Annotated in this window: 18 protein-coding genes; 11 read left to right on the forward strand and 7 right to left on the reverse strand. The window is 74.4% G+C overall.

The features are described from left to right. Positions 1-275 precede the first annotated feature (275 nt). Together ACIP4Z_RS18840 and ACIP4Z_RS18845 are read right to left on the reverse strand one after the other, a co-directional pair. Complete coding sequence (locus ACIP4Z_RS18840; RefSeq protein ID WP_401309342.1) at positions 276-1838, reverse strand: M23 family metallopeptidase; 1563 nt, start codon at positions 1836-1838, stop codon at positions 276-278. 139 nt (positions 1839-1977) lie between these two features. After that, the gene (locus tag ACIP4Z_RS18845; protein WP_391163374.1) at positions 1978-2919 is read right to left on the reverse strand and encodes an alpha/beta fold hydrolase; all 942 of its coding nucleotides are present in this window, start codon (positions 2917-2919) and stop codon (positions 1978-1980) included. Between the two features lie 369 nt (positions 2920-3288). Here ACIP4Z_RS18845 and ACIP4Z_RS18850 point away from each other — a divergent pair, with 369 nt between their 5' ends. Further along, positions 3289-3702, forward strand: coding sequence for a cobalamin B12-binding domain-containing protein (locus ACIP4Z_RS18850; protein ID WP_355336833.1), 414 nt, complete (start codon positions 3289-3291; stop codon positions 3700-3702). A gap of 104 nt (positions 3703-3806) precedes the next feature. Here the strand turns inward: ACIP4Z_RS18850 and ACIP4Z_RS18855 are convergent, their stop codons facing one another. After that, positions 3807-5408 carry a DUF5691 domain-containing protein gene (locus tag ACIP4Z_RS18855; protein ID WP_391050470.1) on the reverse strand — a complete coding sequence of 534 codons (1602 nt, stop codon included), beginning with the start codon at positions 5406-5408 and terminating at the stop codon, positions 3807-3809. Between the two features lie 267 nt (positions 5409-5675). Next, positions 5676-7079: an SWIM zinc finger family protein gene (locus ACIP4Z_RS18860; protein WP_401309345.1), complete on the reverse strand. Its 1404-nt coding sequence runs from the start codon at positions 7077-7079 to the stop codon at positions 5676-5678. Positions 7080-7217: 138 nt separating this feature from the next. Here ACIP4Z_RS18860 and ACIP4Z_RS18865 point away from each other — a divergent pair, with 138 nt between their 5' ends. The 5 genes from ACIP4Z_RS18865 to sucD all read left to right on the forward strand — a co-directional run bounded on the left by ACIP4Z_RS18865 (position 7218) and on the right by sucD (position 14697). Next, the gene (locus ACIP4Z_RS18865; protein WP_355336836.1) at positions 7218-8342 is read left to right on the forward strand and encodes an AAA family ATPase; all 1125 of its coding nucleotides are present in this window, start codon (positions 7218-7220) and stop codon (positions 8340-8342) included. Continuing rightward, positions 8339-11176 carry a DUF5682 family protein gene (locus tag ACIP4Z_RS18870; protein ID WP_401309348.1) on the forward strand — a complete coding sequence of 946 codons (2838 nt, stop codon included), beginning with the start codon at positions 8339-8341 and terminating at the stop codon, positions 11174-11176. Before ACIP4Z_RS18865 ends, ACIP4Z_RS18870 begins: the two co-directional genes overlap by 4 nt. Beyond that, positions 11169-12317, forward strand: a complete 1149-nt coding sequence (locus ACIP4Z_RS18875) for a VWA domain-containing protein (RefSeq protein WP_355336838.1) — start codon at positions 11169-11171, stop codon at positions 12315-12317. Before ACIP4Z_RS18870 ends, ACIP4Z_RS18875 begins: the two co-directional genes overlap by 8 nt. A 301-nt stretch (positions 12318-12618) precedes the next feature. Continuing rightward, positions 12619-13791: an ADP-forming succinate--CoA ligase subunit beta gene (gene sucC, locus ACIP4Z_RS18880; RefSeq protein ID WP_355336839.1), complete on the forward strand. Its 1173-nt coding sequence runs from the start codon at positions 12619-12621 to the stop codon at positions 13789-13791. A 21-nt stretch (positions 13792-13812) separates the two neighbouring features. Next, a complete protein-coding gene (gene sucD / locus ACIP4Z_RS18885; RefSeq protein ID WP_355336840.1) occupies positions 13813-14697 on the forward strand; it encodes a succinate--CoA ligase subunit alpha in 885 nt (294 codons plus the stop codon). 155 nt (positions 14698-14852) lie between these two features. Here sucD and ACIP4Z_RS18890 read toward each other — a convergent pair whose 3' ends face one another. Next, complete coding sequence (locus tag ACIP4Z_RS18890) at positions 14853-16109, reverse strand: hypothetical protein (protein WP_401309353.1); 1257 nt, start codon at positions 16107-16109, stop codon at positions 14853-14855. A 158-nt stretch (positions 16110-16267) separates the two neighbouring features. On the opposite strand from ACIP4Z_RS18890, the gene ACIP4Z_RS18895 reads away from it, so the two are divergent. Continuing rightward, positions 16268-17818 carry a DUF6350 family protein gene (locus ACIP4Z_RS18895; RefSeq protein WP_401309355.1) on the forward strand — a complete coding sequence of 517 codons (1551 nt, stop codon included), beginning with the start codon at positions 16268-16270 and terminating at the stop codon, positions 17816-17818. 244 nt (positions 17819-18062) lie between these two features. Here ACIP4Z_RS18895 and ACIP4Z_RS18900 read toward each other — a convergent pair whose 3' ends face one another. After that, positions 18063-18890 (reverse strand): hypothetical protein, encoded by an 828-nt coding sequence (locus ACIP4Z_RS18900; RefSeq protein WP_401309358.1) that lies wholly within the window; start codon positions 18888-18890, stop codon positions 18063-18065. 284 nt (positions 18891-19174) lie between these two features. Between ACIP4Z_RS18900 and purN the strand changes: the two genes are divergently transcribed. Next, positions 19175-19816 (forward strand): phosphoribosylglycinamide formyltransferase, encoded by a 642-nt coding sequence (purN, locus tag ACIP4Z_RS18905; protein ID WP_355336844.1) that lies wholly within the window; start codon positions 19175-19177, stop codon positions 19814-19816. Beyond that, positions 19803-21353, forward strand: a complete 1551-nt coding sequence (gene purH, locus ACIP4Z_RS18910) for a bifunctional phosphoribosylaminoimidazolecarboxamide formyltransferase/IMP cyclohydrolase (RefSeq protein WP_401309361.1) — start codon at positions 19803-19805, stop codon at positions 21351-21353. Before purN ends, purH begins: the two co-directional genes overlap by 14 nt. A gap of 228 nt (positions 21354-21581) precedes the next feature. Here the strand turns inward: purH and ACIP4Z_RS18915 are convergent, their stop codons facing one another. Beyond that, positions 21582-22322 (reverse strand): RDD family protein, encoded by a 741-nt coding sequence (locus ACIP4Z_RS18915; protein ID WP_401309364.1) that lies wholly within the window; start codon positions 22320-22322, stop codon positions 21582-21584. Positions 22323-22679: 357 nt separating this feature from the next. On the opposite strand from ACIP4Z_RS18915, the gene ACIP4Z_RS18920 reads away from it, so the two are divergent. Both ACIP4Z_RS18920 and ACIP4Z_RS18925 read left to right on the forward strand, forming a co-directional pair. Beyond that, complete coding sequence (locus ACIP4Z_RS18920) at positions 22680-23543, forward strand: bifunctional methylenetetrahydrofolate dehydrogenase/methenyltetrahydrofolate cyclohydrolase (RefSeq protein WP_188283507.1); 864 nt, start codon at positions 22680-22682, stop codon at positions 23541-23543. Then, positions 23533-24099, forward strand: coding sequence for a DUF3017 domain-containing protein (locus ACIP4Z_RS18925; protein ID WP_401309368.1), 567 nt, complete (start codon positions 23533-23535; stop codon positions 24097-24099). Before ACIP4Z_RS18920 ends, ACIP4Z_RS18925 begins: the two co-directional genes overlap by 11 nt. Positions 24100-24273 lie beyond the last annotated feature (174 nt).

A 24273-nucleotide genomic window follows, 5' to 3' on the forward strand; every position in this document is an offset into this window, starting at 1 on the left:
CGCAGGGCCTGGTCTTTAGGGGCGCGGGGAACTGCGCGACAAGCCCCCACCGGCGGGTGGTCCGGGGACAACCGGACTGCCCCGCCGGGGCGGGTGGTGACCTGCGGGAGCGCGGCGGCCGCGCAGTTCCTCCCCCCACCTCCGGCCGGGGGTGCCCCCAGCGCCCCAGACGGGGCACAGCCCACCCGCAGGGTGAACGCACAGGGGCCGCGCCCCTGACGGGGCGCACCGTCATGCGCAGGGTGGACGTCGCGAGTAGGCCCGCCCGCAGGGCGTCAGCGGGGGTCGAGCCCGTGGGCCAGAAGCCAGGGCAGCGGATCAATCGGAGATCCCCCGTGGGGCCGCACCTCGAGGTGCAGGTGCGGACCGGTGGTGTTGCCGGTGTTGCCGGAGTAGGCGATGACGGTGCCCGCCTTGACCGACCCGCTGCGAATCTTCGTACTGCTGAGGTGGCAGTACCACGTCTCCGTGCCGTCGGCCGCCGTGACGATCGCCATGTTGCCGTAGGAGCTGTTCCACTGCGTGCGGACGGTGCCGTCCGTGACCGCCATGACCGGCGTCCCCACCGACACGGGGAAGTCGATGCCGGTGTGCAGCGCCATCCAGTTGACGCCGGCCTGGCCGAAGTACGCGCTGAGGCCCTTCTCCGTCACCGGCAGCAGGAACTTCGGCCGCAGCGCCTCCTTGCGGGCCGCCGCGTCCGCCTTGGCCTTCTTCGCCGCCGCCTCGCGGTCCTTGAGGTCGATCCGCTCCTGCGTCCGGCTCGCGCGGTCCGCGAAGTCGTTCGCGTCGGCGCTCACCCCGGCGAGCTGCCGGTCGAACTGCGTCGTCGGCGCGTTCGCGTCCGTCGCCGCGCTCCCGCCGTCGGCCTGCGTCTTCGAGGATTCGGCGACGCCGACCCCGGAGACCGCCGCCGCGCCCACGGCCGCCACGCCCATCACCGCGACGGAGGGGACCGCCACGGTCAGCAGCGCCGACCGCCGGGCGGGCTTTCGTCGTCGGCTGCGCGCCACCGGCTCGCCGTCCGCCGGGAACGCGTCCGCGTAGGCGTGCTCCACGGCGGGCTCGTCGTCGCGGGCCGCCTCGGCCGTCGCCGTCGCCGTCGCCGTCACGGGCTCGACCGCGTCGACCGCCTCGAACTCGGCCGTCGTCGCGGCGGGTTCCGCCACCGGCTCCTCGACCCCCGGGTGCGGCTGCGGCTCCTCGTGGACCGGCGCCATCTGCTCGTACACACCGGTGTCGCCGCTGGCGTCGTAGCCGTACCCGTAGCCGTACGTCGGATACGCGCCCGAGTCCCAGTCCTGCTGCGGCTGTTGGGCCGGAGCCTGCGGCTCCTGATACGGCTGCTGGTAGAACGCCGTGCTGTCGTACGTCCCCGTGTCGTAGTACGTCCCCGCGGCCTGCGTCGCGTACGGGTCGTACGCCGCGTAGCCGCCGGTGTCGTACGTCCCGGTCTCGTACGTCCCGGTCCCGGCCGCGTACATGCCGGTGTCGTAGACGCCCGTGTCGTACGTGCCCGTGTCGTACGAGGTGTACGTGCCGGTGTCGTACGCGTCGGCGGGCTGGGACTGCGCCGGTACGTGGGGCTGCTGGACCTGGGTCTGGGCCTGCGGCTGCCCCTGGTCGTAGCCGTAACCGGTGTCGTAGCCGTACCCGTGTGTGTACTGCGGGGGCTGCGGGGCATACGCGTAACTACCGGTCGCGTCGGGCGCGTGGCCGTACAGCGGATCGGCGTCAGCGAAGGTGGTGCCGACGGTCTGGTAGGCGCCCGTGGAATAAGCGTCGTACCCGTAGGCGTCGTAGTCGGGGGCGTACCCCGACGCAGGACGTTCGTTCACCGCCAGCTTCTCTTTCGCCTAGGCAGCAGGAGAATTAGCGGTGACTGTAGCTCCCCGTACGGGGAGCCGACAATCTTCTGCGGTGACCTGGCGTCCGCCTTGCCCGGTGTTCGGTTGATATTCGACCGTTACGTGTCCGTTATGCGGCGTCGATCGCGCCCCTCCACAGCTCCTTCCCGCTCAGCGCTCGCCGTATCTCGGCGGCCACACCCCGGTGCACGGGCAGTGCCAGGTGGCCGATCCCGCTCACCCGGATGTTCTCCGCCGAAAGATCCGGGTGTTCGAGGCGCGCCGCGGCCACCGGGACCATCAACTGGTCGAGGTCGCTCCAGAACGACACAAAGCGCGTCCCGCACCCCCGCGCGGGCTGCGACAGCTCCTCCAGCAGCGCCGACCCGGGCCGCATCTGCCGCACGATCGGCAGCGGCGTCAGCAGCGGCACCACCCTGGTCCCGGTGTGCGGCGTCCCCAGCGTGACCAGCGTCCGCACCCGCGCGTCACCGCCCAGCCGCTGCACGTAGTACCGCGCGATCAGCCCGCCCAGGCTGTGTCCCACCAGGTCGACCCGGCTGTGCCCGGACTCCGCGCAGATCCGCTCGACGTGCCGCCCCAGCAGCTCGGCCGCTCCGCGTATGTCACAGGTCAACGGTGAGTAGTTCAGCGCGTCGACCCGTGTCCAGCCGTGGTGCAGCAGGGAGCGGCGCAGCAGGGTGAAGACCGACCGGTTGTCCACGAAGCCGTGCAGCATCACCACGGGCGGGTGGGCCCTGCCCTCGGTCGGCAGCCGCAGCGCCCCGCCGGGCGCCCGGCCTATCGCGGGCGTCTTCGGTGAGGGGGCGGCCGTCCGCGCGGGGAGTATCCCCGTGGGGTAGAGCAGCAGGTGGCCCGCCAGGATCGCCAGGTCGAACGCGGTGGCCTTGACCAGCGCCGCGCCGTGCAGCAGCCGGGCCAGCGGGGCCGTCGCCGCCCCGGCGGACGGACGGTCCGCCTGCGGGTCCTCCGCGGCCCGTGGAGGGCCGGTGGCGGCCGGGGTGCCGGCCGGTGTCGTGGCGTCCGGCGAATCGGCTGGTCCGACGGTCATGGCCCACCTCCCGTCACGGCACGCTCCGTGTGGCCCGGTGGCCCGGCGTGCCCTGTCGAGGGCCGGAGCGGAGGCCGTGTCCCCGTGCTCTGCGGCTGCGAGCGCGGGAACACGGCATCCTGGCAGCGGCTCCTCCACAGCGGGCCGGACCGGTGAGCGACGGCTCCGGCGTGTCCCACACCGTGACGAGCCGTTTCCCGGGGTCCCACCCGTGGTGAATGTGTCCCACTGTGTGATTTCCCCCTCCCTGGGTCCCGCGAAACTGTCGGGCGGCGGAGCGGGGCGATAACGTTCGTTCACACTGTGGGACGCTCTCCGCGACCGCAGCCCCGAATTCCCGGCCCGCGAGCCGTACGCATGGAGGCAGTGATGGGAGTGTCCGGTCCGATCCGCGTGGTGGTGGCCAAGCCGGGTCTCGACGGCCACGATCGCGGGGCCAAGGTCATCGCCCGCGCCCTGCGGGACGCCGGTATGGAGGTCATCTACACCGGCCTGCACCAGACGCCCGAGCAGGTCGTCGACACCGCCATCCAGGAGGACGCCGACGCGATCGGCCTGTCGATCCTGTCCGGCGCCCATATGACGCTCTTCGCGAAGGTCCTCGAACTGCTCAAGGAGCGCGACGCCCTGGACATCAAGGTCTTCGGCGGCGGCATCATCCCCGAGGCCGACATCGCGCCCCTCAAGGAACTCGGCGTCGCCGCGATCTTCACCCCCGGCACCCCGACCACGGCCGCCGTGGACTGGGTGCGCGCCAACGTCCACCAGGCCACCGGCGCCTGACCGCCGCCGCCCCGTCCGCCCGAGCCCGCCGGGCCCGCCGAGCCGCGCCAGGCCCCGGAGCGCCCGGGCCGCGGTGCGGGCCGCCCGCCGTACCGTCCGCATGATCACTCACCCCCGTCCCCCGGCGCCCCGGGGGCGGTGGCCTCGCCGCGCAGCTCGGCCAGCATCACCGCGCGCAGCCGCAGCGTGCCCGTCAGCCGCTGGAACGCCTCCGACCAGTACGCGCCCGCGCCCGGCGAACCGTCCGGCGGCTCCTCGGCCGCCGCGCTGAGCACTCCGACCTGGTCGGCCGCCGCCGGATCGAGACAGCGCTCCGCCAGACCCATCACGCCGCTGAAGCTCCACGGGTAACTGCCCGCGTCCCGCGCGATGTCCAGGGCGTCCACCACGGCCCGGCCCAGCGGCTCCGACCACGGCACCGCGCACACGCCCAGCATCTGGAACGCCTCGGACAGCCCGTGCGTGGCGATGAACTCCGCCACCCACGTGGCCCGTTCGTCCTCCGGCAGGATCGACAGCAGCTTCGCCGGGTCGCCGACCGCCGCCACCGGCGAGGACGGCGCCGGAGGAGGGCCGAGCAGGGCCCGCGCCCAGCCCGTGTCGTGCTGCCGTACCGCCGCCCGGCACCAGGCGGCGTGCAGATCGGCCTGCCAGTCGTCCAGGACCGGGAGCGCGATGATCTGCTCCGGGTCGCGGTCGCCGAACCGCGCGCCCCAGGTCGCCAGCGGCGCCGCGTCCACCAACTGGCCCAGCCACCAGGCCCTTTCACCCCGCCCGCTCGGCGGCTTGGGCGCCACCCCGTCCCGTTCCATCCCCGCGTCGCACTCGTACGGCGCCTCCACCGTGATGCCGTCGGGGCCCAGCGACACACAGCTCCTGGCCCGGTCCGCCATCCGCCCGGCCAGCGCCGACTCGGGCAGCGCGGCCAGCAACTCGGCCGCCGTCGAGCGGACATTGCGGCTGCGGTCGGTCAACGCCTGTTCCAGGAAGGGCTCGTCGGCCCCCGACAGGCCCACCCGCAGCGAGTCCAGGAACATCAGCCGGTCCTCGGCCCGCTCGCCGCTCCAGGTGGACACCAGCAGCGCCAGCGCGCGGGCCGGGTCGGCCAGCCTGATCCGGGTGAGCAGCGCGACCCGCTCCGCGAACAGGCCCTCCTCCCACAGCCGTTCGGCCGCGTCCGGGTCCTCGGGCGCCGCCGCCAGGCCCCGGTGGCCCGAGCGCAGCACGAACTTCCAGTCCGGATTCAGCCCGGCCAGCCACAGCCCGCGCGGTCCCGCCAGCGCCACCGCGTCCGTCCGCAGGTCCGTCCGCGCCCTGGCGGCGTCCAGCAGCGCGGGCAGCAGCGCGGGCGGCGCCCCGTACCCGAGGAGGTTGGCCTCCGCGAGCCACTGCGGCAGCAGCTCGGCCAGATTCGGCGCCGACCCCCGCCGGTTGCCGGAACCGCCGCCGGTGCGGTCCGTCAGCAGCCGGTCCAGCCGCTGCCGGGCGGCCTCGGGCAGCGGCCGTCGTGTGTCGGGCGGCGCCAATCCCGGCCGCTCCCGCGCCACCCCCGGCCGTACACCGGCACGCCGCCGCACCACCCCGGCCGCCGCCGCGTCCAGCAGCCCCGCCGCCGCCTCGTCCGCGTCGCCCGCCACGATCGCGGGCCGCCGCCGCTCGGTGCCCAGCAGCGCGCTGCCGACCAGATCGTCCCAACCGATGCTCATCACATTCCCCCTTCGCACTCCACGACGTCGCCTCGCGGATCTCCTCCGCGTCGTCCGCTTCCCCTGCGCTGATGCCGCTGATCCCGCTGATGCCTGATGCCGCTGCTCCGGCCGGGTCCGGCCCGCCGGGTTCCCGCGCGCGGCTGCCCCCTCCGCAGTCGCGCACCGTCCCCCGGGCGGGCCGCCCCGCGCCCCCGTACCCGTCCCCCCGTAAACCGTGCGTTCCACGCCGGGCCCTGCTCTGGGCCCCCCGCGCTTCCGGCGCGGTTAGAGCGGCACCGTCTCCCCGCCGTCCGGCCAGACCGCCAGCGCGCGCAGGCCCGTCGGACCCAACTCACCGAAGACGGTGACCGGGTGGCCGCCGGAGACCGAGGCGAGGCGCCACAGGCCGGTGGTGGCCGGGGTGAGCGGGACGGCGTCCTGCCCTTCCCTGTGCGCCAGTTGCCAGCGGTTCGGCCCCGGTATGGGGACGACTCCCGACAGGACGACGGGCCACGCGTCGAGCCAGGGATCGTCCGCGAGCGCGCTGCCGTAGGACGCGAGCGCCGCGTCGATCCCGGTCCCGACCGGTGCGCCGCCCGTACTGCCGCCGGAGGGGCCGCCGCCCGTACCGCCCCCCGTACCGCCACCGGAGGGGCCGCCTCCCGCGCCGACCGTGCCGTGCCGGGCGCCGAGCGCGGCCCGCAACGGCAGCGCCGCCGGGTGGTAGGCCAGCTCCGCGTCGAGCACCGCGCCCACCGGCAGGGCCAGTTCGGGCGCGCGGCCGACCGCCCCGAAGGACAGGAGCAGCGCGAAACGGCCGGGCTCCCGGTCGTACAGCCAGATCCGCCGAGTCGTCAGCCGCTCGTCCGCGCTGTCGTACTGCGCGAGGACCTGCCAGTGGCCGCGGATGGTCGGCCCGGCCAGCAACTCCGCCGTGTCGACGGTGAATCCGACCCGCGACCTGACCGTGTCGGCCAGCGGCCCCGGCAGCCCCTGGCGGCCGAGGAAGCCGCGCGCCAGCAGATGCAGCAGCGCCGTCTCCTCCAGCATCCGCGACGGCCAGTCGCCGCCCGCCGCGACCACCGTCCCCAACTCCCGCACCCGCGTGGCCAGTCCCGGCGCCTGCGCGTCGACCATGCGGGCCGCGATCTCGTCCCACTGCTGATAGCCCGCGCGGTCCGCGCCCGCGAGCCCGCCGCGCAGCAGGTCGGTGAGCCGCTGCTCCAGCTCGGCGGCCCCGCCCTCGACGCGGACCGCGCGCCGCTCGGCCCGCCGCCGCGCCGCCGTCGGGTCCGCGGGGCCCGACTCCGCCCGGACCGCGGCCGTCTCGGCCACCGTCTCGGCCTTCTTCCGCCGGGCGTCGATCCACTGCTCGGCCCACTCCGGCACGTCTCCCGCGCCGACCGGCCCCGCCCCGCCCTCGGACCACAGCAGCAGCAGTCCGAGCGCGTGCTTGCACGGGAATTTCCGGCTCGGGCAACTGCACCGGTACGCGGGCCCGTTCACATCCACGACCGTCTGGTACGGCTTGCTGCCGCTGCCCGCGCACAGCCCCCACACCGCGCCGCCGGCCGTCCCCGCACCGGACCACGGCGCGGGTGTGGCGAGCCGCGCGCCCGCCTTGCGTGATGCGGCGTCAGGCGCGAGCGCCAGGACCTGATCCGCTGTCCACCGTGCTTCCGTCTCCATGCCCCCGAAGGTAGAACCCCCCACTGACAATCGCTCTGACCTGCGCGGATCGCGCGCTGTGACCGATTGTCAGTGGTCGGGTGCATCGTGGAGAACAGCTCGGACCACGCGGGTCCGACGGATGAGTGGGGGAGAGCCATGACCGGTACGACGGGTGCCGAGACCGACAGCGGCACCGGCGCCGAGCAGGCCCTGAGGCCGCACGCGGAGGACGCGTTCGCGGACGAGCTCAAGGCGCTCGCCGCGGCGGACGACCGGCCGCGCCCCGCCCGGTGGAATCTCTCGCCCTGGGCCGTGGCCACCTACCTGCTCGGCGGGACACTGCCCGACGGCACGGTCGTCACACCGAAGTACGTGGGCCCGCGGCGGATCGTCGAGGTGGCCGTGACCACGCTCGCCACCGACCGGGCGCTGCTGCTGCTCGGCGTGCCGGGCACCGCGAAGACCTGGGTGTCGGAACACCTCGCCGCCGCGATCAGCGGCGACTCGACACTGCTGGTGCAGGGCACCGCGGGCACCCCCGAGGAGGCCATCCGCTACGGGTGGAACTACGCGCAGCTCCTCACCAACGGCCCCAGCAGGGACGCGCTGGTGCCCAGCCCCGTCATGCGGGCGATGGCCGAGGGCCGGCTCGCGCGGGTCGAGGAGCTGACCCGCATCCCGGCGGACGTCCAGGACTCGCTGATCACGATCCTGTCCGAGAAGACCCTGCCGATACCGGAGTTGGGCGCCGAGACACAGGCCGTACGCGGCTTCAACCTCATCGCGACCGCCAACGACCGCGACCGCGGGGTCAACGACCTCTCCAGCGCGCTGCGCCGCCGCTTCAACACGGTCGTGCTGCCGCTGCCCGCCTCCGCCGAGGACGAGATCGACATCGTCTCCCGCCGGGTCGACCAGCTCGGCCGCGGCCTCGACCTCCCGGCCGCCCCGGAGGGCGCCACCGAGATCCGCCGGGTCGTCACCGTCTTCCGCGAACTGCGCGGCGGCGTCACCGAGGACGGCCGCACCAAGCTCAAGTCCCCCTCGGGCACGCTCTCCACGGCCGAGGCGATCTCCGTGGTCACCAACGGCCTCGCGCTCGCGGCCCACTTCGGGGACGGCGTGCTGCGGGCCGGTGACGTCGCCGCGGGCATCCTCGGCGCCGTCGTCCGCGACCCGGCCGCCGACCGGCTGATCTGGCACGAGTATCTGGAGACGGTCGTCCGCGAGCGGGACGGCTGGAAGGACTTCTACCGCGCCTGCCGCGAGGTGTCGGCATGACGGTCATGGACGCCGCCACCGGCGGCACGACGACGGGTGACCGCGCGGCGGGCGGCACGCGGACGGCTGACGGTACGGCGGTGCCCGGTCGCGCGGAGGACGGTGCGACGGCGGCCGGAAGCGGGCCGGGGGACCGCACGGCGGAAGGACTCCGGGCCGGGGCGGTGCCCGCCGCCGTCGTCCGCGGCGGTGCGGGCGGCCACTACGGCGACGACCTCGTACTGCTCGGAGTACGGCACCACGGGCCCGGGTCCGCGCGGGCGGTGCGGGCCGCGCTCGACGCGTACCGGCCGCAGGCCGTGCTCATCGAGGGGCCGCCGGAGGCCGACGCGCTGCTCGCGCTGGCCGCCGACCCCGCGATGCGCCCGCCCGTCGCGCTGCTGGCGCACGTGGTGGACGACCCGGCGCGGGCCGGGTTCTGGCCCTTCGCCGAATTCTCGCCCGAGTGGGTGGCGATCCGGTGGGCCGCGCAGGCGGGCGCCGACGTCCGCTTCATCGACCTCCCGGCCGCGCACACCCTCGCGCTGCGCGCCGCCGCGGAGGAAGAGGAGGCCGCGTCCGGCGGCCCGGACCCGGAAGGGCCGGTACGGGGGCCGGTGCGAGAAGGAGAGGAAGGGCAGCAGCCCGCCGAGGAGGAGGCGGCCGGAGGGGATAGGGACGACGGCGGGGCGGCGGCTGCCGCGCGGATCGACCCGCTGGCCGTCCTCGCCAGGGCAGCCGGGTACGACGACCCGGAGCGCTGGTGGGAGGACGCGGTCGAGCACCGCGGCGGCACGGCGGACGGCGACGGCGACCCGCTCGTCCCCTTCGCGGCGCTCGCCGAGGCCATGGCGGCGATCCGCGAGACCTACGGCGACGGCGGCCACGCCCAGGACCCGCTGCGCGAGGCCCACATGCGGCTGCGGGTCCGCGAGGCGCGCAAGGCGTACGAGCGGACGGCGGTGGTCTGCGGCGCCTGGCACGTGCCCGCCCTCACCGAGCGGACGACGGCCACCGCCGACCGGCAGCTCCTCAAGGGCCTGCCCAAGGCGAAGGTCGAGACGACCTGGGTGCCGTGGACCCACCGGCGGCTGGCCAGGGCCAGCGGCTACGGCGCGGGCATCGACTCGCCGGGCTGGTACCGGCACCTGTTCACCGCGCGGGACCGCCCGGTGACCCGCTGGATGACGAAGGTGGCGGGGCTGCTCAGGGAGGAGGACCTGCCGGTCTCCTCGGCCCACGTCATCGAGGCGGTACGGCTGGCCGACACGCTCGCCGCGATGCGGGGCCGCCCGCTGGCCGGTCTCGGCGAGACCACCGACGCGGTCCGCGCGGTGATGTGCGACGGCTCCGACGTGCCGCTCGCCCTGATCCAGGACCGGCTGGTCGTCGGCGACGTGCTCGGCGAAGTCCCGCCGGACGCGCCCGCGGTGCCGCTCGCCCGTGACCTCGCCCGCGAGCAGCGCAGGCTCCGGCTCAAGCCCGAGGCGCTGGAGAAGGAGCTGGAGCTGGACCTGCGCAAGGAGACGGACGCGGGCCGCAGCCGCCTGCTGCACCGGCTGACGATGCTCGGCATCGGCTGGGGCGAACCGGCCGTCGCCCGGCACGGCAAGGGCACCTTCCGTGAGACGTGGCGGCTGCGCTGGGAGCCGGAGCTGGCGGTACGGATCGCCGAGGCCGGGATCTGGGGCACCACCGTGGGGTCGGCCGCCACGGCCAAGGCCGAGGACGCCGCCGTGCACAGCGACGCGCTCGCCGCCGTCACCTCGGTCGCCGAACAGTGCCTGCTCGCCGGGCTGTCCGACGCGCTCCCCGTCGTGATGCGCGTCCTCGCCGACCGCGCCGCGCTCGACGCCGACGTCTCCCACCTCGCCGCCGCGCTGCCCGCGCTGGTCCGTGCCGTCCGCTACGGCGACGTCCGCGGCACCGACTCCGCCGCCCTCGGCGAGGTCGCGGAGGGCCTGGCCTCCCGTATCTGCGTCGGCTTCCCCCCGGCCTGCGTCGGCCTCGACGCCGACGGCGCGGCGGCGCTGCGCACCCACATGGACGAGGTCCACCGCGCGATCGGCCTCCTCCCCTCCCCGACCCCGCACCCTGCGGTCGGCCCAGGACCGGCGGTTGGCCCAGCGCAGACGGACGCACCCGCACCCGCCTCCGAGCCCGCCTCCGGCACCGCACCCGCGCCCGGCACCGCACCCGCGCCCGGCACCGCACCCGCACCCGGCACCGCACCCGCCTCCGGCACCGCGCTGGTCTCCGGGGCCAGCGCGCGGGGGCGGGGGGATGCTCCTGGGGGGGACCTTCGGGAGCGGTGGGCGGGGACGCTGCGGGGGTTGGCCGAGCGGGACGGGGCGATACCCGGGCTGCTGCGGGGGGCCGCGACGCGGCTGCTCATGGACGACGGGCGGATCGAGGCGGAGGACGCGGCGCGGCTGATGGGGCTGGCGCTGTCGCCGGGGACGGGGCCCGCGGAGGGGGCCGCGTGGATCGAGGGGTTCCTGTCCGGCGGCGGGATGCTGCTGGTGCACGACGAGCGGCTGCTGGCGCTGGTCGACGGCTGGCTGGCGGCCGTACCGGCGACGGCGTTCAACGACGTGCTGCCCCTGCTGCGGCGGACCTTCGCGGACTTCGAGACCGGAGTGCGGCGCAGCGTGGGGGAGTTGGTGCGGCGCGGCCCCTCGGCGGCGCGCCGCCCGGCCACCGCGTCGGACCCGGGCCTGCCCGGCTTCGGCACCGGCCTCGACGCGGCCCGCGCCGACGCCGTCCTGCACACCGTCCGGCTGCTGCTGGGCACGACCACCACGACCGATCTCGCCGCCAGGCTGACCAACGAGGGGGACCAGGCAGATGACTGACACCGATGAGCGGCTGCGCCGCTGGCGGCTCGTGCTCGGCGGCGGGGGCGCCGACGGCACCGGGTGCGAACTGACCGGCAGGGACGCGGCGATGGACCGTACCCTCGGCGCGCTGTACGGCGGCACGGGCAGCGCCTCGGGGCGCGGGGCCGACCGTTCGGCGGGCCTCGGCGGCTCCGCGCCGCAAGTGGCCCGCTGGCTCGGCGACATCCGTACGTACTTCCCCAGCTCCGTCGTCCAGGTGATGCAGCGGGACGCGATCGACCGGCTCGGGCTGTCGGCGCTGCTGCTGGAGCCGGAGATGCTGGAGGCCGTGGAGGCCGACGTGCACCTGGTCGGCACGCTGCTGTCGCTGAACAAGGCGATGCCCGACACCACCAAGGAGACGGCGCGGATGGTCGTCCGCAAGGTCGTGGACGACCTGGAGAAGCGGCTCGCCACCCGGACCCGCGCCACCCTCACCGGCGCGCTCGACCGCTCGGCGCGGGTCAGCCGCCCCCGGCACCGGGACATCGACTGGAACCGCACGATCCGCGCCAACCTCAAGAACTACCTGCCCGAGCACGGCACCGTCGTACCCGAGCGGCTGATCGGTTACGGCCGCGCCGACCAGGCGGTGAAGAAGGACGTCGTCCTCTGCATCGACCAGTCGGGTTCGATGGCCGCCTCCGTCGTCTACGCGTCCGTCTTCGGCGCAGTCCTGGCCTCGATGCGCTCGATCGCCACCAAGCTCGTCGTCTTCGACACCGCCGTGGTCGACCTCACCGACGAGCTGGACGACCCGGTGGACGTGCTGTTCGGCACCCAGCTCGGCGGCGGCACCGACATCAACCGGGCGCTCGCGTACTGCCAGGGCCTGATCACCCGTCCGGCCGAAACCGTCGTCGTACTGATCAGCGATCTCTACGAGGGCGGTATCCGCGACGAGATGCTGAAGCGGGTGGCGGCCATGAAGGCGGCCGGCGTCCAGTTCGTGGCGCTGCTCGCGCTGTCCGACGAGGGCGCGCCCGCCTACGACCACGACCACGCCGCCGCGCTCGCCGCCCTCGGCGCTCCCGCGTTCGCCTGCACCCCCGACCTCTTTCCCGATGTGATGGCAGCGGCGATCGAGAAACGCCCGATTCCGATACCGGAGGCGTGAACGGCGATCGGGAACGGACCCGGACGGTGATCTGTGACCGTTCTCACCGCCCACATGTGATCTGCGATTTAGCCCGTCACCGCCCTCGGCGATAACCTGCGAGACGGACATGCCGCGTACTCGGTCACCGTGTGCGCTTCCCTTGTGACAGTGCAGTCGCCCTGCCCGTAGCGGCACGCCCAGGCAGATCAGGCAGAAACGCACGCAGCGCCGCACACATCAGGCGGCAGCAGCTTGCGAAATGCTGAATTCCAGGGAAACCAGGAACCCTGGAAACCAGGGAAAAGGGAGACGGACGCGCGTGGACCTGTTCGAGTACCAGGCGAGGGACCTCTTCGCCAAGCACGGTGTACCGGTGCTGGCCGGTGAAGTCATCGACACGCCTGAGGCGGCGCGCGAGGTGGCGGAGCGACTGGGCGGCCGTGCGGTCGTCAAGGCTCAGGTCAAGGTGGGCGGTCGCGGCAAGGCCGGTGGCGTGAAGCTGGCCGCCGACCCGGCCGACGCGGTGGCCAAGGCCGACGCGATCCTGGGCATGGACATCAAGGGCCACACGGTCCACAAGGTGATGCTCGCCGAGACCGCGGACATCAAGGAGGAGTACTACGTCTCCTTCCTGCTGGACCGCACCAACCGCACCTTCCTCGCCATGGCCTCCGTCGAGGGCGGTGTCGAGATCGAGGTCGTCGCCGAGGAGAACCCGGACGCGCTGGCCAAGGTCCCGGTCGACGCCCTGGAGGGTGTGACCCCGGAGAAGGCCGCCGAGATCGTCGCCGCCGCGAAGTTCCCGGCCGACATCGCCGACCAGGTCGCCTCCGTCCTCCAGCAGCTCTGGACCGTCTTCGTCAAGGAAGACGCCCTGCTGGTCGAGGTCAACCCGCTGGTCAAGACCGGCGAGGGCAAGATCGTCGCGCTCGACGGCAAGGTCTCGCTCGACGAGAACGCCGCGTTCCGGCAGCCGGAGCACGAGGCGCTCGAGGACAAGGCCGCCGCCAACCCGCTGGAGGCGAAGGCCAAGGCCAAGGGCCTCAACTACGTGAAGCTGGAAGGCGAGGTCGGCATCATCGGCAACGGCGCGGGGCTCGTCATGAGCACCCTCGACGTCGTCGCCTACGCCGGTGAGGCGCACGGCGGCGTGAAGCCCGCCAACTTCCTGGACATCGGCGGCGGCGCGTCCGCCGAGGTGATGGCCAACGGCCTGGAGATCATCCTCGGCGACCCGGACGTCAAGTCCGTCTTCGTCAACGTCTTCGGCGGCATCACCGCCTGCGACGAGGTCGCCAACGGCATCGTGCAGGCCCTGGAGCTGCTCAAGTCCAAGGGTGAGAACGTCACGAAGCCGCTGGTCGTACGCCTGGACGGCAACAACGCGGAGCTGGGTCGCAAGATCCTGTCCGACGCGAACCACCCGCTGGTACAGCGCGTGGACACCATGGACGGAGCGGCCGACAAGGCCGCCGAGCTGGCTGCGAAGTAAGGGACGAGGACACCGACAACCATGGCTATCTTCCTGACCAAGGACAGCAAGGTCATCGTCCAGGGCATGACCGGCGCCACCGGCATGAAGCACACCACGCTCATGCTCGCCGATGGCACGAACATCGTCGGCGGCGTCAACCCGCGCAAGGCGGGCACCACCGTCTCCTTCGACCAGGGCGAGGTCCCGGTCTTCGGCTCCGTCAAGGAGGCCATCGAGGCCACCGGCGCGGACGTGACGGTCATCTTCGTCCCGGAGAAGTTCACCAAGGACGCCGTGGTCGAGGCCATCGAGGCCGAGATCCCGCTCGCCGTGGTGATCACCGAGGGCGTCGCGGTGCACGACTCCGCCGCGTTCTGGGCGCTCGCCCAGGCCAAGGGCAACAAGACCCGGATCATCGGCCCGAACTGCCCCGGCCTGATCACCCCCGGCCAGTCCAACGCGGGCATCATTCCGGGCGACATCACCAAGCCCGGCCGCATCGGCCTGGTCTCCAAGTCCGGCACCCTGACGTACCAGATGATGTACGAGCTGCGCGACATCGGCTTCTCGTCCGCCGTCGGCATCGGCGGTGACCCGATCATCGGCACCACGCACATCGACGCGCTCGCCGCGTTCGAGGCCGACCCCGACACCGACCTGATCGTCATGATCGGCGAGATCGGCGGCGACGCCGAGGAGCGGGCCGCGGCCTTCATCGAGAAGAACGTGACGAAGCCGGTCGTCGGCTACGTCGCCGGTTTCACCGCGCCCGAGGGCAAGACGATGGGCCACGCGGGCGCCATCGTCTCCGGCTCCTCCGGCACGGCGCAGGCCAAGAAGGAGGCCCTGGAGGCCGCGGGCGTCAAGGTCGGCAAGACGCCGTCCGAGACGGCGCGCCTCGCGCGGTCGATCCTGGCCGGCTGACCCGCGGTCGGTTCGGCACGCAACCCGGCGCGGGTCCGGTTCCCTTCCTCGGAAGGGGCCGGACCCGCGCCGTTTCCGCGTCGCGCGGACGGAGCTCGGCCCAGCGGCGGTTCGCCGCTGCCGTCCCCGCCGGGACCGCGCCCGCGGCCAAGTCCTCAGGGCAGCGGCGGTTTGCCGGTGTCCGGGCGGAGTCGCGCCCCGTGCACGTCCCGTAGGCCGGGGCGGGGGTTGCGGTGTGCGGCCGGGGGGACGCGGGGCGGGACGCGCGGGGGTACGTCGGTGCGTGCGTCCGTTGCCGCGCGCGCCGGGTCGTCGGAGGGGGCGTGGCCCGGGGCGCCGGGGGTATCGGCGCGGTTCTGGCCCGCCTCGCGGGCGTGCCGGGGCGGCACCGGCTCGCTGTGGTCGGGCGCGACCGCCATGGTCACGACGGTGGCCGTCACGATCAGGGCGGTCAGGGCGAAGGCCGCGACCGTACGCCGCCGTACACCGCGCTCGCTCGCGTCCCGTACGGCGGCCGGTTTCCGGGTACGCGCGGGCGCGGCGTCGTCCTGCTCGTCGGCGAGCAGCGCGCCGAGTTCCACGGACAGGGGCTGGCCGTCCTCGGAGAGTTCCGGCAGCGCCGTGGTCAGGGCGGCCCGCGCGTGGGTGATGCGTGCCGCGGTGATGGGCGTACTGGACTCGGTCTCGGCGGCGGTGCCGGGCAGATCGAGGCCGAGGCCGTCGTAGAGGAGCAGGGCGCGGCGGTGCTCGGGCGGCAGCCGCAGCAGGGCCGCCGCCAAGGGGGCGGGGGCGGCCGGGGCGGCGGGTTCGCGGCGGTGGGCCGGGACCCAGCGCTGCCAGGGCGCGAGGGCGAACGCGTAGGCGTTCGCGCGCAGCCAGCCGACCGGATCGGCGTCCCGCGCCACCTCCGGCCACCGCTGCCACGCCTGGTCGAAGGCGCGGGCCACGGCGTCGTCGGCGAGCCGCGGACTGCCGGTCAGGACCAGGACCTGGCGTACGAGCGGGTCCGCGCAGTGCGCGTACAGCGCGTCGAAGGCGGCCTCGGGGCTCGGGCCGGGCAGCACCGGCGGGGCCTGTGCCACGACGGGCACGGCGACGACCGCCACGCGGCCCAGACCGACCGGCTCACGGGTGGGCGCGGGGGAGCGCGGGGGCCTTTTGCGCGCCGGAGCCGTGGGCGGAGGGGTCTTCGCCGCGGGGCTCTTGGACGGCGGGCTCTTCGCGGCCGGCCCCTCGGGCGCCGGGCTCTTGGGCGCGGGACCCGTGGGGTTCTGGGACGGAGCCGGGTCCGCGGCAGGTGCGGGCGCGCCGGACGACGGCGGTTTCTGCCGCTGCCGCGACGTCGGCTTCTGCTTGGCCGGTACGGGCTTGGGCGGTGACTGTGTCCCGCCGGTGCGCCTGCGGGCGCTCACCGCGGCGACCCCGAGCCGTCACGCCGTACCCGTGCTCGTACGGATACCCGTACATGTGACAGTGTGAAAAAAGGACACATAGCGCCCATCATGTGCGACACGACGACCTTTCGCCCGCTGCTGGGGCGAAACGGGTGTTGTTGGCACCATGGGTCGCCGTGACCCATACGACCGATCGCATCGCGGCACTGTCCGCCGAGGCCGCTGCCCGGCGGGTCGCGGCGGCACGCGCCACCGCGTTCGCCGGGGGAGCGGTCGCCGCCGGGCTCGGCCTCGGCGTCCTCGGCGCCGTCGTCCTCCTGCTCTGGATCGCCTCGCCCTTCCCCGACAGCGGCCTCGGCGGCGCCCTGCACGTCGGCGCCGCCCTGTGGCTGCTGGCCCAGGGCGCCGACCTGGTCCGTACGGAGACGCTCTCCGGCGCCGCCGCGCCCATCGGTGTGACCCCGCTGCTGCTCACCGCCCTGCCGGGCTGGCTGCTCTTCCGCGCCGCGGCCTCCGCGGTCCGCACGGCGGCCGGGGGCGAGGACGGCCCGCGGCCCGCGGCCGACGTCCGTACGGTGGCCGCCACCGCGGGCTGGCTGCTCGGCGGATACCTGGCCGCCGCGTCCGGCGCCGTCGCGTACGCCGCGGGCGGGTCCTTCCACATCGACGTCCTCGCCGCGCTGCTCTACGTGCCGCTCTTCGCGACCGCCGTGACCGCCGCCGGGGCGTGGTCGGGGTGCGGGCGGCCGTCACTCGCGCGGGTCGGGCCGTACGGCCGGGAGGCCGTCGTCGCGCTGCGGGGCGCCGGGACGGCGGTGGGCGTCGTCATCGGCGGCGGCGCGCTCATCGGCGCCGCCGCCCTTGCGTGGCACGCCGGGGCCGCCGGGCGGACCTTCGCGCAGCTCAGCGCGCCGCCGGCCGGACAGCTCGCCGTCCTGCTCGTCGCGGTCGCGCTCGTCCCCAACCTCGCCGTCTGGGGGGCCTCGTACGCGCTCGGGCCGGGGTTCGCCGTCGGCGTCGGCAGCGCGGTCGCTCCCGCCGGGGCCTCCGGCTATCCGACGCTGCCCGGATTTCCGCTGCTCGCCGCGTTGCCGGACGAGGGGAGCGGGGGGTTCGTCGGGTGGGCCACCCTCGTCGTGCCCGTTTGCGCGGGGGTTCTTGTCGCCCGGTCCGTGGGGCGCGCCGCCGACGCGTGGAGCCTGCGGCGTACGGCCTCGGTGGCCTCGGTGGCGGCCCTCGTCACCGGGGTCGCCTTCGCGCTGCTCGCCGCCGTGTCGGGCGGGCCCCTCGGCACCGTCACCCTCGCCGCCTTCGGCCCCTCCTGGTGGGCCGCCGGCCTCGCCGCGCTCGCCTGGACGCTGCTGCTCGGTGCGCCCGGGGCCGTGGCGCTGCGCTGGCACCGGGACGGGGCCGCGGTCTTCCGTCCCCGGACCTGGGCCGGTTGGGTCCGGGCCCTGCGGCCCCTCGGCTGGCCTGCCGCCACCGCGCGCGCCGCGCGCGGGCTCTGGGGGCGGTGCGGCCCCGCGGTGCGGCGCCGTGTCGCCGCCTTGCGGCCGACCCGCGCCGTTTCGGCGTCCGCCGAGGTCCCGGTACCTGCGGTTCCACCGCCTCTTCCTGCGGAGCCGCCTCCTCCGGCCGTTCCTCCCATGCCGACGCTGCCGCCTGCTCCGATCGCCGCCCCCGACCCCGTCGTCCCCCGGCCCGAGCCGGACCCCGGGCCCGAGTAGGCCCCCGCCGGGCTTTCAGCCCGAGAACCCACAGCGTCTGCCCCGCCGGGGCCGGTTCTCCCCCGCGCCCCCGGTGGGGGCTCGCCGCGCAGTTCCCCGCGCCCCTGAAAAGCAGGCCCTTCGTCTGCGCCCGGCAGAAGAGGTCGAGCCCCGTAGGGGCGCGGGGAACTGCGCGACCAGCCCCCACCGTGCGGACGCTCGGCGGATACGGGACCGGGGGTCACGCGCCGCCCCCCGGAGGGGGTCAGCGGAGGCCGGGGAAGTCGCGGAGGGGGCTGGGGAGGAGATTCTGGCAGGAGTGCGACGCGGGCGTGGTGAGGGCGTCGCTCTTGCAGGTGAAGTAATCGCGGTAGGCGTACTGCAAGGAGTACGTGGTGACGACCAGCGCGAGCGTCACGGCACTGGTGATGATGCCGCTCCAGGCCGCGGTGACGAAGGAGCGCTGGGCGTCGGGCCCGGGCGCGGGCGGGGCGGGCCGGGGCGTCTGGGTGGCGTCGGCCAGGGCGGAGGCCGCCTCGGCGCGGGCCTTGGCCCGGTCCTGCGGGCTCATGCGGAGCGCGGAGATCCCCCAGTAGAGGGCGAGCGCGCCGAGCAGGAGCCCGACCGGGGTCCAGCCCAGGAGGGCGAAGATCAGTCCCCAGCCGCCGCAGACCAGCGAATAGCGCGACCGCCGCTGTGCGGGGTCGGTGGGGTCGAAGCGCGGGCCGCTGCCCGCGGGCCCGGTGGGACCGCCGCCCTGCTCCGGCCTGCGTCCGAACGGGTCAGGGCGTCCGCCCTGGGGCTGCTGATTGCTCCACCCGTGGCCCCACGCGGTGGGCGCGCCGTGCGGTGGCGGGGGCGGACCCTCCGGCTTGTCCCCGGAGCCGCCTTCCGACGAACCCTCCGACGAGCCCTCCGACGAGCCCTCCGACGAGCCCTCCTTCGACGAACCGTCCGAGGGCTGCTGTCGCGGCTGCCATGGACGGTCGGGCGCGCCCTCCGGCGGCGGCGCGAAGGGATTGTCCTGCTGATCGCCCTCGGGCGCGCGCAGCGCGAGACGAATACGGCCGCTGCTCATGATGTGATGCGCCATCCCCTTGGGCTCGACTCCTTCTTCGGCTTGTACCGACGTGTACTGACGTCTTGCAACGACCGTACGACGATGTGCCATCCCTGTCAGATGCGTCACTTACGCCCGCGTGCGGGGCGCGCGAAGTGCCGCTCTCCCGGCAGACGCTACCGTCCGCGCGCTCCCCCGTCCCGTGGGGGCCGCCGGGAGTGCCGGTATCGTTGCTGACGGTCGGCGGCCTCGTAGGGTTCCCCGTCATCCGATCGGCCTCCGACTCGTACGATCCTCTAAACGAGAGAGCACCGCCAGTGGCCGCGCCCGCACACGCCTCCACCCCCGCCCGTCTCGTCGTCCTGGTCTCCGGTTCGGGGACCAATCTCCAGGCGCTGCTCGACGCCATCGAGGCCGATCCCTCGTACGGGGCCGGGGCCCGTGTGGTCGCCGTCGGCGCCGACCGCGACGGCATCGCGGGCCTGGACCGCGCCGTCCGCGCGGGCCTGCCCACCTTCGTCGTCCGCGTCAAGGACCACGAGGACCGCGCCGCCTGGGACCTCGCGCTCGCCGAGGCCACGGCGCGGTACGCGCCCGACCTCGTCGTCTCCGCGGGCTTCATGAAGATCGTCGGCAAGGAGTTCCTGGCCAGGTTCGGCGGCCGGATCATCAACACCCACCCCGCGCTGCTGCCGAGTTTCCCCGGCGCCCACGGCGTACGCGACGCGCTCGCGTACGGCGCCAAGGTGACCGGGTGCACCGTCCACTTCGTCGACGACGGCGTCGACACCGGCCCGGTCATCGCCCAGGGCGTGGTCGAGGTCCGGCCGGACGACACGGAGGACGCGCTCCACGAGCGCATCAAGGAAGTCGAGCGACGACTGCTCGTCGAGACCGTGGGGCGCCTGGCGCGCCACGGCTACCGCATTGAGGGACGAAAGGTTCATGTCGGTGAATAAGCCCATCCGTCGCGCGCTGATCAGTGTCTACGACAAGACGGGTCTCGAAGACCTGGCCCGCGGTCTGCACGAGGCGGGGGTGGAACTGGTGTCGACCGGGTCGACCGCCGCGAAGATCGCCGCCGCGGGCGTCCCCGTCACCAAGGTCGAGGAGCTGACCGGCTTCCCCGAGTGCCTGGACGGCCGGGTCAAGACGCTGCACCCGCGCGTCCACGCGGGCATCCTCGCCGATCTGCGCCTGCCCGACCACCAGCGGCAGCTCGCCGAACTCGGCGTCCAGCCGTTCGAGCTGGTCGTCGTCAACCTCTACCCGTTCAAGGAGACCGTCGCCTCGGGCGCGAGCCCCGACGAGTGCGTCGAGCAGATCGACATCGGCGGCCCCTCGATGGTCCGCGCCGCCGCCAAGAACCACCCGTCGGTCGCCGTCGTCGTCAGCCCGAACCGGTACGCCGACGTCCTGGCCGCCGTCCGCGACGGCGGCTTCGACCTCGCCGCCCGCAAGCGGCTCGCCGCCGAGGCGTTCCAGCACACCGCCGCGTACGACGTGGCCGTCGCCTCCTGGTTCCTGGACGGCTACGCGTCCAACGAGGAGTTCCCCGAGTTCAGCGGGCAGACGTACGACCTCCAGCAGACGCTGCGCTACGGCGAGAACCCGCACCAGGGCGCCGCGCTCTACAGCGACGGCAGCGGAAAGGGGCTGGCCGGGGCGGAGCAGTTGCACGGCAAGGAGATGTCGTACAACAACTACGTCGACACCGACGCCGCCCGCCGTGCCGCGTACGACCACGAGGGCGTCTGCGTCGCGATCATCAAGCACGCCAACCCGTGCGGGATCGCGGTCGGCACGGACGTCGCCGACGCCCACCGCAAGGCGCACGCCTGCGACCCGGTCTCCGCGTACGGCGGCGTCATCGCCGTCAACCGGCCCGTGTCGGTGGCCATGGCCGAGCAGGTCGCCGAGATCTTCACCGAGGTGATCGTCGCTCCCGGGTACGAGGACGGCGCCGTCGAGATCCTCGCGCGCAAGAAGAACATCCGCGTCCTGCGCTGCGCCGACGGGCCCGAGACCGTCACCGAGTACAAGCCCATCGAGGGCGGCCTCCTCGTCCAGGCCAAGGACCGCTTCCAGGCCGAGGGCGACGACCCCGAGACCTGGACCCTCGCCACCGGGGACGCGCTGACGGCGGCCCAGCTCGCCGAACTGGCCTTCGCCTGGCGCGCCTGCCGCGCCGTCAAGTCCAACGCCATTCTTCTCGCGAAGGGCGGCGCCACGGTCGGCGTCGGCATGGGGCAGGTCAACCGGGTCGACTCCGCCAGGCTCGCCGTCGAGCGCGCCGGGGCCGAGCGCGCCGCCGGCTCCTACGCCGCCTCCGACGCCTTCTTCCCGTTCCCCGACGGGCTCGAGGTCCTCACCGCCGCCGGGGTCGCCGCCGTCGTCCAGCCGGGAGGGTCCATCCGCGACGAAGCCGTCATCGAGGCGGCGGCCAAGGCGGGAGTCACGATGTACCTGACGGGGACGCGGCACTTCTTCCACTAGGACCCTGGCGGTAGGCCGATCCTTCACAGGGCGCGGGGACCGCGCGCCCGGTGGTGACGTGCTCGCACGTCACCACCGGCCCCGGCGGGGCGGACCGGTGGTCTTCGGACCACCGGCCGGTGGGGTCGGCCGCGCGGTTCCCCGCGCACGCGGCCCCGCGGGTCGGCCGATGACCCGTTCGTCATCTACACCGCTCGCGGCCCCGCGCACGCGGCCCCGCGGGGTCGGTCAGGACTGGTCCTTGATGACCACGGTGTGGACCATCTTGTCGGCGAAGGTCTGCTTCTTCGCGTCCCACAGCGGCCAGAGGAACCCGAGGTAGCACGGCAGGCCGTCCAGGACGTGGAGCAGGCGGCGGCCGAAGGCGAGGCCGAAGCCGAGGGTGGAGCCGTCGTGTTCGCGCAGGAGGCGGATGCCGACGATCTTCTTGCCGGGGGTCTGCCCGGTGCTGCCCTCGCGGTAGCAGAGGAAGAGCATGGCGACGAGGCTGAGCAGGCCGCCGATGAGGATCAGCGCGACGGAACCGCCTGAGACGTGCGGGTTGGGGCACGCGTCGCGGGGGATGCCCGCGTCGTCGCAGTCCTGCCAGCGGTCGGCGAGCTTGACGGACATCTGGGTGTAGCCCGCGATGACCAGGCCGCCCGGTACGAGGTTGAACATCAGCGCGTCGAGCAGCGTGGCACCGAGCCGGGCGCCCCAACCGGCCAGCGGGGGCATGCCGGGCGGCAGGTTCCCCTGCGGGTAGCCGTACGGCGCCTGGCCCGGGTAGCCGCCGCCGGGGTAGCCGTAGCCGCCGGGCTGCTGTTGCTGCGGGTATCCGGGGTAGCCGCCGGGCTGCTGCTGGTACGGGCCCGGCTGCTGCGGGACGCCCTGGCCGTACGGGTTCTGCGTGTAGGGCGGCTGCTGCGGGGGCTGGGACGGTCCGCCGTACGGGTTTCCGGGGCCGGGAGGGCCGGGGGGTTGGCTCACGTGCTGCTTCCTTACGCGCGCGGCTGGGACGACAGGGCCGGTCGGGACGGCGGCGGCCGGACCGCATCCGTCGTATATCCGTCGTACTGGCCCAATCGGGGGACGAGGCCACATCGTGGGGCCCCCGTGCCCCGGCGCGCAAGGGACCAGAGGTGTCGGACCGAGGTCGGGACGGTGCCTCCACGGTGCGGCGGTCCGGGGCGGCGGCCGGGGCACCGGTCGAGGCACCCGTCCGGGCGTCGGCGGGCGTCGGCGGGGGCCGGGCACGGCACAGGCGGCGCTCAGGTGGCACCCAGGCGGGGTTCGCGCCGGGGGCGGATTGGTCCGGCGCGGGTCCGATCCGCGAGAATGGCGGGCATGACCGCCCAGATTCTCGATGGCAAGGCCACCGCCGCCGCGATCAAGTCCGAACTCGCCGAACGCGTCAAGGCGCTGAAGGCCCGCGGGATCACCCCCGGCCTCGGCACGCTGCTGGTCGGCGACGACCCGGGCAGCAAGTGGTACGTCGCGGGCAAGCACCGCGACTGCGCGCAGGTGGGCATCGGCTCCATCCAGCGTGAACTCCCGGACACCGCCACGCAGGAGGAGATCGAGGCGGTCGTCCGCGAGCTGAACGCGGACCCGGCCTGCACCGGCTACATCGTGCAGCTCCCGCTCCCCAAGGGCATCGACACCAACCGGGTGCTGGAGCTGATGGACCCGGCCAAGGACGCGGACGGGCTGCACCCGATGAGCCTCGGCCGACTCGTGCTCAACGAGACCGGGCCGCTGCCCTGCACCCCCAACGGCATCGTGGAGCTGCTGCGCCGCCACGGCGTGGAGATCAACGGCGCCGACGTGGTCGTGGTCGGCCGCGGCATCACCGTGGGCCGCTCGATCGGCCTGCTGCTGACCCGTAAGTCGGAGAACGCGACGGTCACCTTGTGCCACACCGGCACTCGTGACCTCTCCGCGCATCTGCGACAGGCCGACATCGTCGTGGCCGCCGCCGGTGTGCCGCACATCATCAAGCCGGAGGACGTGAAGCCGGGCGCGGCCGTCCTGGACGTCGGCGTGAGCCGCGACGAGAACGGCAAGATCGTCGGCGACGTGCATCCGGGCGTGGCCGAGGTGGCCGCCTGGATCTCGCCGAACCCCGGTGGCGTCGGCCCGATGACGCGGGCGCTGCTCCTCCAGAACGTGGTGGAGGCGTCCGAGCGGGCCGCGGGCGATGTCGGCTGATCCGGGTCCCGCGGCAGGGGCCGCGGACTTCGGCGCCGGGGGGCCGGGGACCGGCCGGACGCCGGGGGAGGGCCGTGAGAACGGCTCGGGCCCGGCGTCGGTGCCCGCGCCCTCGTCCTCCGGGCACTCCTCTGGGCACTCCCTCGGACAGGCGGCCGGAATCACCGGGGAGCACGGCAGGCACGAGGCCGGGCCCGGCAGGACCACCGCGCGTCCCGAGGGCGGCGGCCGGGCGGCGGGCAAGGACGCCCCCGCGCCCGCCCGGCAGTGGCCGATCCTGCTGGTCATCTGCGGCGCGGCCATCGGGCTGATCGTCACGGCGGCCGGCGCCTTCCGCGCGGGCACGATCGTGATCGGGGCGTCGCTGCTGGTCGGCGCCGCGCTGCGCTGGGGCGTGACGGCGGTCGGCATGCTCGCGGTCCGCAGCCGGTTCACTGATGTGATCACGTACGGGCTGTTCGGTCTCGCGATCGTGCTGCTGGCGCTGATGGCGCAGCCGGATCCGCTGATCAGGATTCCGTTCCTGGAGGACATCATCCACTTCTCGGTGCGGTAGCCCGGAACGGTGGGCTGACGCGGGGCCAGGTTCTTTGGTGGCGCCGCCGCGTGGGCGCTTCGCGCAGGTCGCCACCGGTCCCGGCGGGGCAGCCCGGTTGTTTCCCGGCCACCGGCCGGTGGTGGGTTGCTCGCGCAGTTCCCCGCGCCCCTGGCGGGGCGGGGCCCTTTTGCC

The organism is Streptomyces sp. NPDC088910, assembly GCF_044749865.1.
GTDB lineage: Bacteria > Actinomycetota > Actinomycetes > Streptomycetales > Streptomycetaceae > Actinacidiphila.

Coding starts and splice junctions, on each gene's coding strand:
- ACIP4Z_RS18845 (WP_391163374.1), bottom strand. CDS start 2,919: ATGACCGTCGGACCAGCCGATTCGCCGGACGCCACGACACCGGCCGGC.
- ACIP4Z_RS18850 (WP_355336833.1), top strand. CDS start 3,289: ATGGGAGTGTCCGGTCCGATCCGCGTGGTGGTGGCCAAGCCGGGTCTC.
- ACIP4Z_RS18855 (WP_391050470.1), bottom strand. CDS start 5,408: ATGAGCATCGGTTGGGACGATCTGGTCGGCAGCGCGCTGCTGGGCACC.
- ACIP4Z_RS18860 (WP_401309345.1), bottom strand. CDS start 7,079: ATGGAGACGGAAGCACGGTGGACAGCGGATCAGGTCCTGGCGCTCGCG.
- ACIP4Z_RS18865 (WP_355336836.1), top strand. CDS start 7,218: ATGACCGGTACGACGGGTGCCGAGACCGACAGCGGCACCGGCGCCGAG.
- ACIP4Z_RS18870 (WP_401309348.1), top strand. CDS start 8,339: ATGACGGTCATGGACGCCGCCACCGGCGGCACGACGACGGGTGACCGC.
- ACIP4Z_RS18875 (WP_355336838.1), top strand. CDS start 11,169: ATGACTGACACCGATGAGCGGCTGCGCCGCTGGCGGCTCGTGCTCGGC.
- sucD (WP_355336840.1), top strand. CDS start 13,813: ATGGCTATCTTCCTGACCAAGGACAGCAAGGTCATCGTCCAGGGCATG.
- ACIP4Z_RS18900 (WP_401309358.1), bottom strand. CDS start 18,890: ATGGCGCATCACATCATGAGCAGCGGCCGTATTCGTCTCGCGCTGCGC.
- purH (WP_401309361.1), top strand. CDS start 19,803: ATGTCGGTGAATAAGCCCATCCGTCGCGCGCTGATCAGTGTCTACGAC.
- ACIP4Z_RS18920 (WP_188283507.1), top strand. CDS start 22,680: ATGACCGCCCAGATTCTCGATGGCAAGGCCACCGCCGCCGCGATCAAG.
- ACIP4Z_RS18925 (WP_401309368.1), top strand. CDS start 23,533: ATGTCGGCTGATCCGGGTCCCGCGGCAGGGGCCGCGGACTTCGGCGCC.